The organism is Ruegeria sp. CE6, assembly GCF_056537485.1.
On the sequence record NZ_JBQFRR010000001.1, the window covers coordinates 1,275,905 to 1,293,200 of the forward strand.

Genomic DNA, 17,296 nt, shown 5'->3' on the forward strand with positions numbered 1-17,296 from the left:
GGGGCTTTGCGCCGGGTAAAGTTGCAGCCTGGTTCATCCATCAGGAATTGTTGGGCGACGCATTGTTGATATTATGTTATAAGAAGCCGTGATTTCGTTCTATCGTTTCTAATTTTGACCTGATCTATCTAAACTTACGAAGGCGACCATTTTGGTAAGTCCTGACGTTAATTGCCCAAATTGTGGTTCGGCCAATCCTGCCGGATCGAAATATTGCCAAAGCTGTGGAAACGCCCTGTCCCTTACGTGTACAGCGTGCGGAGCCCCAGCTTTGCAAAAGGCAAAGTTCTGCACGGCCTGCGGTGCGTCTGTGGTCGGATCAGCGCCGGTCAAAAAGTCAGAGCAAGACAATTCACCGCCACTAACGCCCGCACCTGAAAATGTTGCGGAACGGCGGCAACTGACCGTCATGTTCTGCGATCTGGTTGGTTCTACCGCGTTGTCCGAAAAATTTGATCCCGAAGACTATCGTGAGCTTATCACCCAATATCGCGATCTGGTCGGTAGCACGGTTGCGAAATTTGGCGGTGAGATTGCAAATTATGCGGGTGATGGTGTGGTGGCTGTCTTTGGTTACCCCGTCGCGCAAGAGGCGAGTCACTATTCGGCCGCGCTGTGCGCGCTTGAAATTACCCAGATGGCAGAGGGTATTGAAGTTGGATTTTCCAGCCAGCCGGTTGCGACCAACGTTCGCATCGGAATGCATACCGGACCCGTTGTTGTTGGCACCGCCAACAGCTCGTCATTGGACGAAAAGATGTGGCTGTTCGGAGACACACCGAACGTGGCGGCCCGTATTCAGTCCGTTGCCGAGGTCGGGCAAGTCGTGATCTCCGAGGTGACGCGACGCCTGATTGGTGAACGGCTCGACTTTGTGTCTTTGGGCGCGCCGCAATTGGCAGGGATTAGCGCTCCGCTAGAGCTGTTTGAGGCCCGGCAGAAGGTTTTGGGGTTCGAAACGGGGCGCAAAGACTTTTCACACGACAAAACACCAACCATCGGTCGGACGGCGGAAATTGCCTTGGTCCGATCTCGGTGGGAGGGTGCGCTGGAAGGTGAAGGGCAAGTGCTGTTGCTGACCGGCGATGCGGGTGTCGGAAAATCTAAGATCGCCTTTGGGCTAAACGATGACCTGGCCGAAGAAGATGCGTCGCAATTCATTCTGTTCGGCTCACCGCTTCATCAAAGCAGCGCATTTTACCCGATAAAAAACGCGCTTACGGCGTTGACCGGAATGACACCTGATGAGACTCCAGAACAGAACCGGGCTAAGATCATCGGGTTTTTGTCTGAACTCGGTCTCGATGATCCTGACTGTGTTATGCCCATTCTGCGCCTAGTGGCGCTGGAAGACACTTCAATCCCGGCTGAACCAATGGCGCCTGAACGGGAAAAGGGTGCGTTGATCGAAGCGTTGCTGCGGCTTTGCGCAGGCTTAGAACAATCTTCACCGCTGATGTTGTTGCTAGACGACGTACATTGGTTCGATGCTTCCACGCTTGAGTTTGTCGACGGATGGGTTGAGCAACTGTCAAGTAGACGCTGCCTGGTCTTGATGACGGCCCGCAGTGAATTCCAGTCACCCTGGCGAAACCAGTCACATGTTACCACCTTGGAGCTGAACCGTCTGGTCCGGCGCGATATCTTCAAACTGGTTGAAAGCATTTCGGGGATCCGGCCTTCGGATGAGGTTCTGACCCAGTTGGCAGACCGAACCGATGGCGTGCCGCTGTTTGTCGAAGAACTGACTAAAATGGCGATGGAATCCGGTCTGCTGGCAAGCCGGGGGCAAAGCAAGGCCGAGTTGTCCATGGCGATTCCGGAGTCTCTGCAGGATTCCTTGATGGCCAGGCTGGACCGATTATCCGCCAGCCGCGAAATCGTGCAGGTCGCTGCCGCAATCGGGCGCAACTTTGAAAGAAACCTGCTTAGCCATGTTTTGAAATGGAGCGACCAGGAAATCACCAGAGCGTTGGAGCAGCTACTTGAAACAGAGCTGATTGTTCCCGCCGGGCTGAGAGGCGTGGAAGACACATATCGGTTCCGTCACGCCTTGGTACAGGATGCGGCGTATCAATCCATGCTGCGTTCGACAGCGTCCAGATGGCACGGTCAAATCGCGGCGGTTCTTGAAGAGAACTACAAGGAAATTGTTAAACACGAGCCAGAGATTCTGGGCCATCACTATTGGCGGGCCGGTGATTATTTGGCGGCCGAGCTCAACCTTATGCGGGCCGCGCGCCAGGCATTGGATCATTCTGCAAATGTTGAGGCCATCACCCATCTGCAGCACGCCCTGGAATGTCTGCAGGAACTGCCTGCGTCGCAAGACCGCGACCGGCGCGAGATTGATCTGCAAATCACCATCGCGGTTCCTTTGGCGTTTGTACGAGGATACGCACACAATTCGGTCCTTTCCGCATATGCCCGGGCACAAAATTTGTGTCGTGAATACGGCGAAACAGAGCGGTTGTTCAAAGTCGTCTATGGCCAGTTCCGATCGACAATGCTGGGGGGCGAATATGCTGTATCGAAACAGAATGCGGATCGCCTGGTGTCGCTTTGTCAGGATCTGAAAAGCCCTCTTGCTATTGTATCCGCCGAGAGATCACTTGGCTCGCTGCAGACATATCTTGGCCAGCCGCAGGACGCCCTAACGCATTTGCAGGCAGGGATTGATGTCAATCTGTCGCTTGAGCACCGGTTCATGGGGCTGGATTTTGACGTCGTTGATCTATCCGTCGCGCTTCAGGGATATCGTGCGCTGTCTTGCTGGTTGTCAGGCGACACGAAAAGCGCTTTGGAAGCGATCGAAAAGGCCGTGCTTCACGCGGAAGAAACAGCGCATCCCTTCAGTCAATCCTTTGCAAATGCATTTCTGGGTTGGATCTCGCAGTTCCGCGGTGATGAAGACCTTGTACTGGAAAGCTCGGCCAATCTGATTGCGCTTTCAGAGGAGTACTCGTTTCAGTTCTGGCGTGGATGGGCGCGGATCATGAACGGATGGGCACGCCGGAACGAGTTGGGCGACGGCGCGCTGAAGGAAATCGAACTTGGTCTTCAGGAATGGCGGGATACCGGCTGCCGGCTGGGGTTGAGTTTCTTTCTGTATCTTTATGCAGACGCGGCCATCCTGCACGGACATCTCGAACTCGCAGAAGAGCTTTTGGACGAAGCCGAGCAGATCACGTTGGGTGGGGGGGAACAATTCTGGATTGTCGGTTTGACCCGGCTAAGAGGACGTCTGGCGCTTGCCCAAGGTCATGAAGAAGCGTGTATCGATCATTTCGAGCAGGCTGTCAGTTTGGCGCTGGACCGCGGGCATTTTGGTCCGCTGCTGCGTACGATCAAAGAGCTGGCAAAGCTTGATCCAACCCCCGATTGCCTGAACCGGATCAAAAAAGCGGTTGAAGAAGTCGCCGGGTTCGATGGTCCGGATTTGGCCGAGACACGCGCTATTCTGAATAAACTTGGAACTGCAAAAACGGAGAGCTCATCACAGGACATTTGAAAAATACGAGATAGTCAAAGCCAGTCGGGAGGACATAGCCATTATGACTAAGAAGAAATCAAAAGGTGACCGCTGCCATCAGACGAATGTCACCGGTGTCATGCCAAAACTGCCCAAGCAGTTTGATACATTTCCCTTCTATTATGCCTCTCTGCAATGCCAATGGATGTATTGGTATACCTCAGTCGAAGCCGCCAAACCCTTCGTCAAGGGTACAGGATTGTGCGTGGCGGAGTTCCCCGATGAAAATGGAAAGAACAAAGCTGTCATTCTATTGAATTTTCAACGCTACACCGCCCACTATGACAATTCCTTGGGCTTTGTGAACGAGGTTGAATTTAACCTTCTGGCTTACCCTTCGAACCGGGTGCCCGGCGTTCCGAAGATGTCCCTGACCGAGTATCTGCACGGCCGCGATCAGACCAAAACCATCGGGCATCTGCGAATACACGTAGCCGCAGACAATGCGGTTGCAGTCAAGGCTGGGCGTCAGGCCTTTGGTGAGCCCAAGTTTCTGGGGCAGTTCAATTACAAGGTGCCGTCGCTGAACGCCAAGATGAAAGGCCATCCGCCAATCTCTCCGAAATCCTGGTGGATTCAATTGGTCAACCCCGACGACCCGCAAACCATCGTCTACGATTTGACCGCCGATTTGGGAAAGCTCAGTGGCAATCAGTGGACGACGACAAATTGCACTCCGATCCCAGAATTCGCGACCGGTCTTGGCCGCACTGTTTGGACCCGCTGGACAATCTCGGGCCTCTTCGAAACTGCAATGCTGGACAACAAGGACGGCAAGCGCATCGCCAAGACATTCAAACTGAAACTCGGCAACAACGATTTCCCGATGACACGGGACATGCATCGGTTGTTCACCGACTTCACCCCTGTCGCCGTACAGGTTTTCGAAAGCCCCCCCGCCTGCTTCGAGCCGCGCGGGTTCTACGTGGATGCCATTGATGGAGACCGCCATGTCACAGCATGACAACAGTCCCGCCCATCAGGCCTTCCTGACGGTCAGCGCGGCATTGACGGGTTACAATAGTGCCGAGTTGCAAGGGACCGGGTGCACCGGGGAATACTGGCATCAATTCCGACAGGTTCTGCCAGAAGAGATTTTGAGCCGGTTTCTGTCTCACGCTCAATCCCTCGGGCAAGGGGACGATGATCAGATTATCCGCCAAACTTATCTGTCGGACAGGTGCCTTGGCCCGATTGCGCGTTCGCTGATTCAGCTTTGGTACACGGGTCAGTGGGTCCCGCTTTCGCAAGAATGGCGCGAAAGCTACGGCGCTTCTCGCTTTGATGTGGTCAAGATCATCTCGACACGCTCGTACAAGGAAGGGTTGGTCTGGGACGCCATCGGTGCCCATCCCATGGGGGCAAAGCAGCAGGGTTTTGGTGCTTGGGCGCTTGAACCTCCTCGGAAACGGGAGGCGGGCCAATGAACGCGATTACAGACGACGACAGAACCTATGATGTGGTCATTGTCGGCGCTGGATTTTCTGGTGCCATTCTGGCGAAAGAGCTTGTGTCAGCAGGGCATACAGTTCTGATCCTCGAGGCCGGTGCAGATCACGGTAAAACGTGGGAGACCTACCGATCCTATCTGGATCAGTACTACCTCTCGTTGGCGAAAACACCGAACTCACCCTACCCGGATCTGCCGACTTTGCCGTCACCTTCGGTGCTGGACATTACGGCGGTTCGCGGCACCGAACCGGACACGAACGGGTACTTTGTTCAACGTGGCCCATTGCCCTTCGGCAGCAACTATCTGCGTGCCTATGGCGGAACCTCCTTGCATTGGCTGGGCACCAGCCTTCGGATGATGCCCGCAGATTTCGAAATGCAGAGCAGGTTCGGCCAAGGGGTCGATTGGCCATTTGGCTACAAGGATATTCGATCCGACTATGAAAGAGCCGAGTGGGAAATCGGCGTCTCTGCGGACGCCAAGGAACAGACACCCAGAGCATTGGGAATAAAGACCTCGGGCAAGCATGATAACCGGGGGTACTTTGCTAAAGGATATGACTTCCCCATGCACTCGATACCCTCGTCTTATATCGACGGGTTCTTTGCCCGGGCAGACGGCATGCCCATTGAAATTGGCGAAGACTCTAAAGATACAGTTAGACTGAAAGTCTCACGCACTCCACAAGGCCGCAACTCAACCCCGCGCAAGCCAAAAAATGCCAATGGCATACCTGTGGGCCGTAAGATGAGGCCCCAATTCCGACCGCGCGGGTCAACCGGCCCGTTTGCTTATATGGGCCAGCGGTGCGAGGGCAACTCAAGCTGCATTCCGATCTGCCCAATTCAGGCAAAATACAATGCGATGAAGACGCTGGAAGATGCCAAGCACATTCGCAAACATCACATGAAAACAATCACGCAAGCCGTGGCGTCCAAGGTCGAGCTTGCCGAAAGCGGTCGGGTTTCGGGTATCGTGTACAAGAAATACCCGTTCTCCGGTGTTGCGCAATACGAACTGCGCCGTGCCAAGGGCAAACAATACGTCCTTGCTGGTGGAGCGGTGGAAAACGTAACTCTTGCGCTGGCTTCCGAGATTTGTCGGACCAGCGGCGAACTGGGCCGCAACCTGATGGATCATCCCTACATGATGACGTGGGGTTCCGCGCCCGAGCCAGTTGGTCCGTTTCGTGGGCCGGGATCGACGTCAAGCTACGCCAATTTCCGGGACGGGACCTTTCGTGACAGAACTGCCGCCCATAGGCTCGAGATCGGAAACTGGGGCTGGAACTTTGCCACCGGGGCCCCAAACACGGATGTGGCGCGCTTTGTTGAACAGGAGAACCTCTTTGGCAAAGCGCTTCGTGACAAATTATATCACGATGTTCAAAGACAGGTTCGCATCGGCACGATGGTCGAACAACTGCCCCGCTCGACCAACCGAGTCACGATTGATCCCGCCTATCGCACACCGATGGGTGAATATCGCCCTGTGATCAGCTATGATCTGGATGACTATTCGCGGGCCGGTTTGGCGACGGCGTACGACACCTGTACGCAGATTTTTCAGCGCCTGGGTATTCGAAACCACACGGCCTACAACCCATCTGACGCCGGATATTTCACCTATGACGGCCGGGGATACACGTTCTTTGGCGCAGGTCATCTTGTCGGAACCCATCGGATCGGAACGCACCCGCGCAATTCGGTGACTAATGACGTAATGCGAACCTGGGATCACGACAATTTGTGGATGGTAGGCGCCGGATCGATGCCAACAATCGCAACATCGAACCCGACACTCACGATGTCGGCAATGGCTTACCGAGCCTCCAGAGCAATATCGGATGCTGTTCGGAAAGGGGGGGCAAAATGACCTCGAAAGACAAACTGGAGAAAGAGCGCGCGACACTGTGTAAACTGTTTCAGGACGCGCTTATTCTTGAACTCACTACCATTCCTCCCTATGCGACTGCGTGTTATTCGATCCTCGAACAAGGCCAGTATGACCGGTCTGAGCCAACAATCGTAAACGCCGAACCCATCGAAGTGATCCGGCAGGTTATGGTCGAAGAAATGCTCCACATGGTTCTTGCGGCGAATGTCATGAATTCGATTGGCGGAACTCCGGAGCTGAACAATCCTAAGCTGCTACCCAAATACCCCCAGCCACTGCTGAACGGGCGCGGTCCAACTGTTTATCTACGCCGGTTCACGCCGGACCAAATCAAAAGCTTTCGTGCGGTTGAAACGGCACCAAAAGATGAAAGAGCTGCGAAAAGCGGTGATTATCATACGATCGGAGGTTTTTACATCTACATCCGGGAAAGGTTGCGCAAAGCCTGTAATACTTATGGGGATGCCGCGATTTTTACCGGTAATGAGGTACGACAAATCACCAACGCCGACTATTTCGGAGCTGGAGGTGAGGTGATCGAGGTGATTGGTACCCCGTCGCAGCGCCGTAAGGCCGCGCTGAAGGCGATAAAGAAAATCATGGATGAAGGGGAAGGCGCAGACCTTGGTCACAGAGCTGGCGACAATGACATCATCCCTGGCCCTGACCACCGCGAGGATGTTGCGCACTATTTCAAATTCAACGAAATCCTGCACAGCCGGTATTATAAACCAGATGACAGCATAGACGGCCCGCCCACCGGTGGCGACCTCATCGTCGATTGGAGCGCGGTATCCCCGATGCGGGATGATCCGTCCGAAAGGGACTTCAAGAACGCGCCAGAGATCGCAGAAATATCTGCCGAATTTAACGCGGCCTGGTCCGGCCTGCTTGATGGTCTTCACATTGCGTTCAACACGGACAAGACTGCGCTAAGGTCATTGGTCCCAGCAATGTATGACATCAAGTCTCTGGCGCAGAAATTGATGCGTATTCCTTTGCCGGATGGATCAGGGGAAACTGCCGGACCAACCTGGACGTATCTTGCAAAGAGAAAGAGTTGATCGCTCGTTTCGTTGCAAGTCGATGAATACACGCCGCAGCTATTTGGTCAAATTCGGAAAGCAATAATTTGCTGTATTAACAGCAGCATAGCGAAGTCCTGAATCGGCCAAAATGATCTGAGATAGCACTCGAATAGCGCTATTTATCGTGCGTTGTTTCTTGACTCACCCAGGATGCGTGAGGATTTGAATCCACGACGATGACTTCGGTCAATCGATATGAACCCACCGGGCGCGCATCACATGCCAGTTGGTGGTGAAACTGCGAAACTAACGCATCGCCGTCATCTCCCGTCAGCAATCGCTTTCAGAGACGCAAATGTGGGCACGCGAATGCTGAAGCGAAGACCTAGGGTGTTTTCTGGACCGTGAATAGCTCAATCTCCGAGGGACTGGACTTGCAAAGGTCCAGAAAACCTACCCTATTAACCGCAATCAGCCGCCGCTCAGTCGTAAGCTGCCGTCACGATCATTTCGACCTTCAATACATCACGGGCGAGCTTGGATTCTCCGCAGGCGCGGGCGGGCGCGTGGCCTTCAGGCACCCAAGCGTCCCAAACGGCATTCATCTCGGCAAAGTCTGCCATATCCGCCAACCAGATTTCGCATTTTAGGATGCGGGTCTTGTCGCTGCCTGCCTTTTGCAAAAGATCCTCAATCTTGGCCAGAATGTCCTGCGTCTGATCTGCCACGGTCGGCGCGTCCGAAGTCTGACCGCACAGGTAGGCAACGCCGTTGTGTTTGACGATCCGGCTCATGCGCTGACCGGTTTCGATGCGGGTGATTGTCATAACTTGTACTTTCTCATTGTTGAATTTAGCAGTGATTTGAGCTGCCCACGGCACAAGCGTTGAAATGCCAATGGGAGCCATAGATCAGAAGCCGGCATTACGAGGCCGAGGTTCATTCAAGTCAGATTGTCCGCCAGTTCATTTTGATATCCAAAAAGGGCCGGCAGCCCGCCGGTGTGCAGCAGAATGACCTTCTGACCCGGTTTAATCTTCTGGCTTTCAACCAGATGCATCAAACCGGCGAATGTCTTGGCGGAATAAACCGGGTCGAGGAAAACCCCTTCGGTCCGTGCCATTTTTTCTAGTGCGGCACGCGTTCTTGCGTTCACTTTGCCGTAACCTGGCGGCAATGCATCGTCATAGACATCGATCCGCGCCTGCAATCGAGCGGCATCAACATCCAGCAAGTTTGCAAGGTTCTGTAGAACGATCATCATGCGGGCGTGTTGCTTCTCGCGATCTCTGCGCACGCATATTCCAAATACCGGGGCCGTGCTGCCTTCCAGTGCTAGACCGGTTAGCAAACCGCCATGCGTAGCACCACTGCCTGACGGCACAACCACCGCATCGAAATTGGGCATCTGGGCGCACAATTCCTGTCCGCCAACGACATAGCCCAACGCCCCCAGAGGTGGATGATTCAAGCCCAGATGAATGACGTATGGCGTGCGGCCTTGGGCCTTCAATTCGTCAGCACGCGCGTGCAATGCCGCGTCGGCCCCAGCTTCGTCTTCGCCCTCGGGATAGCTCATATGCTCGGCACCCAGAATCTGTGCCAAAAATACGTTCCCGGACCTGTAATACTCTTCGTCCATATCTGGGACACGCTCTTCTAATTGAAGCACGGATTGCATCCCCAGCTTAGCGGCCGCCGCAGCTGCAGATCGGACAAAATTGGACTGAACAGCACCGGTGATTAGAATGGTATCGGCACCTTGTTGCTGAGCATCGCCGAAGTAGAATTCGAGCTGCCGTGTTTTATTGCCGCCAAACACAAGCTCCGTCAGATCATCGCGCTTGAGCCAGAGATCGATCCCCAATTCCGCCGACAACCTGTCCAAACGTTCCAGAGGTGTCGGGCCCGACATAAGCCGGGCGCGAGGAAATCTCTCCAGATTGTCGTTTCGTTGCATCGTGTACCTCCCGGGATTATGCAATCATATAGGCGCGCTGGAACAGGACACAGCAAGCGATGAAAGAAACCACGCGGATCGCGGCTATGACGACCGATTGCGGCAAGTAAGGGCCCCCTGCCCGTCCAAGCAGGCTGCCTACCAGCGTGATTATGACAAAGCCGAGCAGTTGCGGCCCGTATGTGATGGCCTGCGTTTCGGACAGGCTGTGCAACAGGAATGCAATGCCATAAGCCACCAGCGCGATGGGTTGCACCAACTTGGCCACCTCTTTTGCTGAACGGCCCTTTGCGATCAAACCAAACACCATAAGTGGGCCCGGTGTTGCTGCCCAGACGGTCGCAAGCCCGGACAGTCCTGTAATGGCTGAAAACCCAAAACGCCCGATTGTGCCGCGCAAGGGAAGCAGGGTGGTGATTAAACCGATCAACAACAAGCAGGCCGTCAAGGCCAGAACAAACGCCTCGTTCAACAACGGATAAACAGTAAGACCGGCAGCTACACCGACACAACATGCGATGATCGCATTAAGAATGAGTGGCTTGTTGTTCTTTAGTACATGACGGTCCGTCGCGACTACCGACACAAGGGTATTCAGCAACAGCAATATGGGAACTGCCGTCGAGGTGCCGAGCAGGATCATCATCGGGGGACCCGCGATGATACTGAAACCGATGCCCACGCCAACCTGCAGCATTGCCCCGAGGCAAATGGCGGCCATCAAAATGGACAGATCAATGGTCACATAGCACTCCTGCAGCTTTGGCATTGTTGCAGGACCTCAGATATCCTGAGGTTACGGCCATGGTCCATGTCATTCCTTCATTCGAATTGATTGGCACGCACTAACGCTGCCAGGGCATCAATCCAGAGTATAGCTCGCGGGCCGCTACGGAATGTGCCATTTGCGCAAGTGTCGTCAGATCATACACGGGAAGGCGCAGTTCTTCCTGAAGGCGCGATGCGTAGGGCGGCAGGTCTGTACACTCCAAAACCAGCGAGCGGATATCAGGGGCCTCAAGCATCAGGCTACGGGCTGCGTTCAGGACCTCGGCCTCGATCAGGTCTGTGTCCATACGGGTGCGGGTATTCCGCAAGATCACTTCTGCAAATTCACTAGTGTCCTCCAGTCCCTTCACCGCCACCGGAACACCGGCGGCACCGACGCCTTCAAAATGCCGGGCGGTCAAAGCAGACGCGTCTGCAGTCAAAACACCCACCGGAGCGTTCGCGCCGGTCATGTGATAAGCCAGCGGCACTTGGATCAGGCTGGAGGCAAAGACGGGAACAGAAACCGCTGCCGCCAGTTCCTTTTGAAACAGCGCAAGAAAGCCACAGCTGCCGGTAATGGCGCGCACGCCTTCGGCCTCAAGCCGTCTGGCACCTTCGATGAAGGGTTCAAGCAATTCCGGCGTAGGGTTGTTCAGAAGTGTCGGGACAGTCACCCCGTCGATCATTTCATACAGAACCGGAAATGGCAGGCTGGACGGGTTCTTGATATGGCCCGGTGGCTTTGGGAAATAGCTTTCAAGGCAAAGCACACCGATTGAGGCCCCGCAGATATTCTGGCCGCCTTGATAAATTGGCATTGTCATCAGGTCCTTTTTTGATTTGAACGTTCAAAACCGGGTTGGTGTATACGGTGCTAGATCGATATTCGGGATGCGATCCAAGACGATATCCGCCACTAGCTCGCCGGTTTTCGGGGCCATCATCAGCCCGTAATGAGAATGCCCGAACGCTGCATAGAGCCCCTCTTGGTCCTTTAAATGCCCGATTGCCGGCAAGCTGTCCGGGAATGACGGGCGCCGACCCATCCAAAACCGCGCCTCATCTGTATCAAGCTCGGGCATCATGGCCTTGGCCTGTCGGGACAGGATTTGCTTCTTCCGTGGGTCAGCGGGTGCATCGGCGCTGCCGAATTCAGCCGTACCGGCGACCCTAAGCCCCCCAAGCATCGAACTTGCGACCACCTTTGCATCCACATCCATGACCGAGTTGTTCAGTTCGACCGCAGGGGTTGGGAATTCGACATGATAGCCCCTTTCGGCCACGAGGGGCATAGGCAATCCCAATGGTTTCAACAGGTCGGCAGACCATACGCCTGCCGCAAGAACAACATGGCTGGCGGTTAGCGTATCCTGCGCAGTTGCAATCTGCCAACCACCCTCTTCTGCGGGGGTAAGCTTGGTGACTTCGGTTTGCACAATCTCAGCACCTTGCACTTGCGCCTTTTCGGCCAAAACCGCTCCCACACGTCCCGGAGCGGTTACACGCGCTTGCCCTTTGATCACGATCGCACCTTTGAACGCTTCGGACATAGCGGGCTCCAATCGGCGCAGTTCGTCACCGTCGACGCGTTCCAGATCGCCGCCTTTTTCTCGGCGGATAAGATATCCAAGCCCGTCCAGATCAGCCTGTTCTGGTCGGCGAAAGGCGTGGATGTAATAGCTATCGGTGATCAGGTTCTCGTGCCCGGTACCATGTAAATGACGCCGGTACAGATCGACGGAGGGGCGACAAAGAACCTCCATCGCGTCCGAGACTTCGCGAACAGTTTTTTCTCCTGAGTTTCCGAGAAATCGCAACCCCCAAGGAATCATTTTGGGCCAGAAGCTGGGCCTGACTGACAGCGCGCTCTTTGGGTCAAGCAACATTTTGGGCAGCATTTTCCAGATACCGGGCATTGCTTGCGGAATGATCGACCAAGGCGAAACCACACCAGCATTCCCGAACGAGGTTTCCTGACCCGGCTCACCTCGATCGATCAGCCGAACCTGAATGCCCCGTTCCTGCAGCGACAAAGCGCAACAGATGCCGACGATTCCTGCGCCGATGATGGTCACTTGTTCTGTCATCAGTTCAGGCCGGAGATTGACTGCGGTTGCGCGCGATCAATTGGGTGACGATGACAGGCGAGGCAACGGCCAGCGCGATCAGGTCTGCCGTCAGGCTGGGCGCGACAAAGATAATCCCCGCAAGGGCCATCAGAATCCGCGCCGCAACATTCATCGGTTTCAGCCAGTAGCCCACAACCGCAGCCGACAGGGCGATGACCCCGGCGATACAGCTGGCGGCGGTGTAAGTGAACTCCCAGAAATTGAAGCCGGTTGAGGATACGAACAGCAGAACTGGCGCATATACGAAAGCCATCGGCGCAATCACCTTGCCCAATCCAAGAGTGAATGCCGACAGGCCAGTGCGGAACGGATTCGAGTTGGCAATTGCAGCAGCCGCGTAGGCCGACGTACAGACCGGGGGTGTGATTTCTGACACCACGCCGTAATAGAGCACGAACAGGTGGCTGGCGATGGGAGGAACGCCGAGCTGCGCCAAAGCAGGCTGTGCGACCGATACCAGCATGATGTACAACGCTGTGGTCGGGATACCTGCGCCCATCAGGATACAGACGATGGCTATGAAGACCAGTGAGATGAATAGCTGCAGGTCTTCCATGGCAAACAGCTGGAAGCTGCCGAACGAGATCATGTTGTAAATATCTGACGCCAGATTGCCCGCGCCCTGTGTCACCATGAAGCCAATGCGAAAGCCGATGCCAGTGGTGTTGATCACTCCGACCACGATGCCAACCGCAGCCGCTGCGGCACCAACGGCCAGCGAGTACTTCACGCCCAGTTCGACCGCCTGCAGCATCTCGGGCACTTCAATCCGTTTCTGTGGATTCAGCGTGGCAATAACCGACAGGCCACAGAGGATTGCGGTCATCGTCAGGTCGAACCCGCCATCTGAGAATTTCCAAAGCACAAAAGCCAGGAAAGCCGCGGCATAGATCAGCGTTGGTGGCTGCTTAATCCGCGACATGCCCGCCATAACCGCCAGAGAAATACCGCAGAAAGCGGACATGAACGGCGTGTAGCCCGTAAACAGCACCACCAGCAGACCGATCAGCGGCACGATATTGGCCCAACCTTCCGCCCAGACGGCTTTGAGTTGCGGCAGTTGCTCTTTCGCCAGACCCTTCAGGTTCAGCTTGCGTGCCATCAGGTGCACCACAGCGAAGACGCCGACATAGTGCAGAATTGCCGGGAAGATCGCTGCGATCACAATGGTGGTGTACGGAACCTCAAGGAACTCGGCCATGATGAAGGCCGCAGCGCCCATGATCGGCGGAGTAATCTGGCCGCCGGCCGAAGACGCAGCCTCAACCCCGCCCGCAAAATGGCCCGGGTATCCGAGGCGCTTCATATTGGGGATAGTCAATGCTCCGGTCGATACGGTGTTGGCCACCGATGAGCCCGAGATCGTGCCAAAGAAAGCTGAGGACACGACTGATACCTTTGCCGGACCGCCAGTATAACGGCCCGCAAGTATAGTCGCGTTGTCGATGAACAGCTGCCCCAGACCGGTGCGTTGCGCGATGACGCCGAACAAAACAAAGTGAAAGACGATAGTCGAAACCACCCAGAGCGTGACGCCGTAGATACCTTCCTGCGGAAAATACATCGACGATACGAAGGTTTTGAAATTCACGCCGGGATGCTGCAGCAGTCCGGGGAAGTACGGCCCCAGCAGGGCGTATGAGATGAAAACACAGATGATAAGGGGCAGCACCCAGCCCAGCGTGCGCCGCGCAATGTCCAGCACCAAAAGGATGATGACGACGCCCAGAAATACATCATAGTTGTTGGGGTTGCCCATCCGGAACGTCTGTTCCTCGATCCCGAGGAACGGAATGCCGCGCCAGGCTACGCCAACATAGAGCGCGGCAACGATGCCAAGCGCCATGAAAACCAGATCATAGAGCGGGATGTTACCGATGCGGAACCGGCTGACCTTAAGGGCATAAAGGCTTTTGGCCCCGACAATCGGGATTGTGGCGTAGACCAGAATGAACAGCAGGGCGAGGTAGATGCCCATGTGCCAGTGGTCTGCGGGCAGGCCGAATCCGGCCGTGAAGAATTCGTAGAACGCTAAAATCAGGGCCACAACACGTAGAACTTTTCCAGCGGTGGGCGTCACCTGCCGGACGGCGGCACCTTCATCGAACTGTTCCTCGATGGCCGCTAGTTCCTCGGCCGTCAATTCGTGGTCATCAAGTTTCTGGGTCTCGGACATGATGGCCTCCCGATTTCGCATAGTTCCAGTGTGCGGTGCCCCACATAGGGGCACCGACGATACAGTTCAGTCTGTTACGTTTACTGAAGAAGTCCGGCTTCTTTGTAGAACTTCTCGGCACCCGGATGCAGCGGAACACCCAGCGCCTCTACACCATCCAGCGCGGTATCGGGCGTGATCTGCTTACCCTTGGCATGGCCGTTGTCCAGTAGCTTGCGGGTGTTGTCGTTCCACAGGGCTTTGGTCAGCTGATAGACCAGATCTTCCGACAGATCCGAGGACACAACCAGCATAGCACTGACCGCAGGGGTCTTGGTTTCCGCGTCTATGCCTTCATAGACACCACCTGGAATGGCCGAAGGGATATAGGCCGGAATGATCTCATTGATCTTGGCCAGATCTTCATCGCTGAACGAATGCAGGTTCATGCCTTTGGTCGACGACAGTTGTACCATCGCAGCAACTGGCCAGCCCGCAGCGTAGAAATAGGCGTCTAACTGACCGTCAGCCAAACGCTCGGCGCTTTGACTGTTGTTCAGTTCGGCTTCATCCATATTGTCGCGGTTCACGCCCCAGGCGTCGAGCATCTGCAGAACAGCAACCTGCGTACCCGATCCGGCCTGTGCTATGCCGACGCGCTTGCCTTCCAGATCACCCAGGTTGTTGATCGTCTGACCGGCGGGCAGCACGAGATGCAGGTCCTCGGGGAACAGATTTGCTACGATGCGAAGGTTAGGATGAGGTTTACCCTCGAACTTGCCTTCGCCCAGATACATTGAACGGGTCACATCGGCTGCGGCCAGACCGGCCTCAAGCTCACCATTCTGCACTGCGGCATTGTTGAACACCGACGCTGTCGTGGATTGCGCGATTGCGATCAGGCCCGGGACGCCACATTGGCCACCTTCTTCGCACGGGCGAGATCCCGGAGGGGCAGAAATTCCGTTGGCGATGGTGCCGCCGATGGGGAAGTAGGTTCCGCCTGCGCCACCGGTCCCGATGCGGAAGAATGTTGGATCCTGCGCCAGCGCAGGGGCGGCAAGCGCGCCTGCCAAGGCCAGTCCGGTCAAACATTTCACGAATTTCATAATCATCTCCGTTGTTGGATCGCTGGATTCGGTTTTCCCGAATTCGATCTTCTCAGCGTAGAGACGATTCGCATAAATGCAAATTTTTTATACTTCACAAAACTAAGGTTTTATTTATACATAAACCATGAACCTTATGCAGCTCACAGTGTTTCGCGAAGTGATGGAGACCGGCTCTATCTCGCAAACTGCCAAGAAACTGAATCGCACTCAGCCGGCGATTAGCCTTGCGTTGAAAAACCTGGAAAAAACGCTGGGACTGACCCTGTTTGAACGCAAGGGAAGACGCCTGGTTCCGGTTCCTGAAGCGCACTACCTTCTGGCCGAAACCACAGGCATTCTGGACCGTCTCGCCACCATCTCCAGCACAATGGAAGGGTTGATCAAAGGGCATGCAGGCAGCCTGAACATCGCAACGATGCCCGGCCCGTCCGCCTTTTTGTTCCCGCGTTTCATCAGCCAGTCGGTCGGAGAAAACCCCGATATTCGCATCACTCTTTCCACCCGCAGTTCACCTCAGATTATGGAGCTTGCAGGGACCCAGAACATCGACTTCGGATTTGCTGATTTCGAACATTCAGCGGGCAAAGAACCGCAGTACTCTGCCGAACTAATCAAAGCAGATTGCTTCTGTGCCATTGACCGCACCCACCCACTTGCTTCGCGTAAGAGCCTGACACTGTCTGATCTGAACGATACGCCCATGGGCGGCTTGCATGCGTCACACCCATTCCAGCGCAAAATCCGGCAGGAATTCGAGGAGGTCGGTGCTGAGTACAATCCGACAGTGACCTGCCAGTATTTTCAGCCCCTCATCCCCTTCGTCAGCTCCGGGCAATGTTGCAGCATCGTTGATCCGCTGACCGTCGTGACCGAGCAAGAATTGAACCTGTCCGACGGAAAGGTCGCTTTTTTGCCATTCAAGAAACCGCTCAGATATGAATACGCGATCCTTGAACCCAACCACCGGCCGCCGTCTCAACTGGCTTTAAAGATCAAAGCTGGATGGAAAGCCGAGGTCTTAAAAATGTTGGAAGACGTGAAGGCGAATCCTCACACAGAATGGATTTTCCAGGCCGGGCGTGAGTAAAACTGATCGGCCCCAATGAGTTGATCTCTTGATCGCTCGAAGCGATTTACAGCGTCAAGTTGATTTGAGAAGAAAGACGGCTGGTCGCAATTCACGGATTTAGAGTAACGCAGTTTTCGGTCGACACCGATGACGCACCAACCATCGAGTATTCATACGAATTGTTTCAAAGG

At 55.0% G+C, this 17,296-nt stretch carries 13 protein-coding genes; 6 read left to right on the forward strand and 7 right to left on the reverse strand.

The features are described 5' to 3' along the window. Positions 1-151 precede the first annotated feature (151 nt). Genes ACR0DK_RS06275 through ACR0DK_RS06295 form a run of 5 tightly spaced genes read left to right on the forward strand, consistent with a single transcriptional unit; the run spans position 152 to position 7,945 of the window. The gene (locus tag ACR0DK_RS06275) at positions 152-3,511 is read left to right on the forward strand and encodes an adenylate/guanylate cyclase domain-containing protein (RefSeq protein ID WP_480735236.1); all 3,360 of its coding nucleotides are present in this window, start codon (positions 152-154) and stop codon (positions 3,509-3,511) included. A 43-nt stretch (positions 3,512-3,554) separates the two neighbouring features. Next, positions 3,555-4,496, forward strand: coding sequence for a hypothetical protein (locus tag ACR0DK_RS06280; RefSeq protein WP_170511785.1), 942 nt, complete (start codon positions 3,555-3,557; stop codon positions 4,494-4,496). Beyond that, positions 4,483-4,959, forward strand: coding sequence for a hypothetical protein (locus tag ACR0DK_RS06285; protein ID WP_170511783.1), 477 nt, complete (start codon positions 4,483-4,485; stop codon positions 4,957-4,959). The genes ACR0DK_RS06280 and ACR0DK_RS06285 overlap by 14 nt, the downstream gene beginning before the upstream one ends. Next, positions 4,956-6,860, forward strand: a complete 1,905-nt coding sequence (locus ACR0DK_RS06290; protein ID WP_480735239.1) for a GMC family oxidoreductase — start codon at positions 4,956-4,958, stop codon at positions 6,858-6,860. The genes ACR0DK_RS06285 and ACR0DK_RS06290 overlap by 4 nt, the downstream gene beginning before the upstream one ends. After that, entirely contained in the window at positions 6,857-7,945 is a 1,089-nt protein-coding gene (locus ACR0DK_RS06295) for a ferritin-like domain-containing protein (RefSeq protein WP_223118602.1), read from the forward strand. The genes ACR0DK_RS06290 and ACR0DK_RS06295 overlap by 4 nt, the downstream gene beginning before the upstream one ends. 446 nt (positions 7,946-8,391) lie before the next feature. Here the strand turns inward: ACR0DK_RS06295 and ACR0DK_RS06300 are convergent, their stop codons facing one another. The 7 genes from ACR0DK_RS06300 to ACR0DK_RS06330 form a co-directional block, all read right to left on the reverse strand. Further along, the gene (locus tag ACR0DK_RS06300; protein ID WP_223118601.1) at positions 8,392-8,736 is read right to left on the reverse strand and encodes a RidA family protein; all 345 of its coding nucleotides are present in this window, start codon (positions 8,734-8,736) and stop codon (positions 8,392-8,394) included. Between the two features lie 116 nt (positions 8,737-8,852). Next, complete coding sequence (locus tag ACR0DK_RS06305) at positions 8,853-9,869, reverse strand: D-cysteine desulfhydrase family protein (RefSeq protein ID WP_223118600.1); 1,017 nt, start codon at positions 9,867-9,869, stop codon at positions 8,853-8,855. A 16-nt stretch (positions 9,870-9,885) separates the two neighbouring features. Beyond that, positions 9,886-10,638, reverse strand: a complete 753-nt coding sequence (locus tag ACR0DK_RS06310) for a TSUP family transporter (RefSeq protein ID WP_170596468.1) — start codon at positions 10,636-10,638, stop codon at positions 9,886-9,888. Positions 10,639-10,714: 76 nt separating this feature from the next. Next, on the reverse strand, positions 10,715-11,458 hold the full coding sequence (locus ACR0DK_RS06315; RefSeq protein ID WP_170801608.1) for an aspartate/glutamate racemase family protein: 744 nt from the start codon (positions 11,456-11,458) through the stop codon (positions 10,715-10,717). A gap of 30 nt (positions 11,459-11,488) precedes the next feature. Next, the gene (locus ACR0DK_RS06320) at positions 11,489-12,727 is read right to left on the reverse strand and encodes an NAD(P)/FAD-dependent oxidoreductase (protein WP_223118599.1); all 1,239 of its coding nucleotides are present in this window, start codon (positions 12,725-12,727) and stop codon (positions 11,489-11,491) included. A gap of 4 nt (positions 12,728-12,731) precedes the next feature. Continuing rightward, entirely contained in the window at positions 12,732-14,945 is a 2,214-nt protein-coding gene (locus ACR0DK_RS06325; RefSeq protein WP_480735242.1) for a TRAP transporter permease, read from the reverse strand. An 80-nt stretch (positions 14,946-15,025) separates the two neighbouring features. Next, positions 15,026-16,033 (reverse strand): TAXI family TRAP transporter solute-binding subunit, encoded by a 1,008-nt coding sequence (locus tag ACR0DK_RS06330; protein WP_170422662.1) that lies wholly within the window; start codon positions 16,031-16,033, stop codon positions 15,026-15,028. A gap of 136 nt (positions 16,034-16,169) precedes the next feature. Between ACR0DK_RS06330 and ACR0DK_RS06335 the strand changes: the two genes are divergently transcribed. Then, positions 16,170-17,123, forward strand: coding sequence for a LysR family transcriptional regulator (locus tag ACR0DK_RS06335; RefSeq protein WP_480562203.1), 954 nt, complete (start codon positions 16,170-16,172; stop codon positions 17,121-17,123). Positions 17,124-17,296 lie beyond the last annotated feature (173 nt).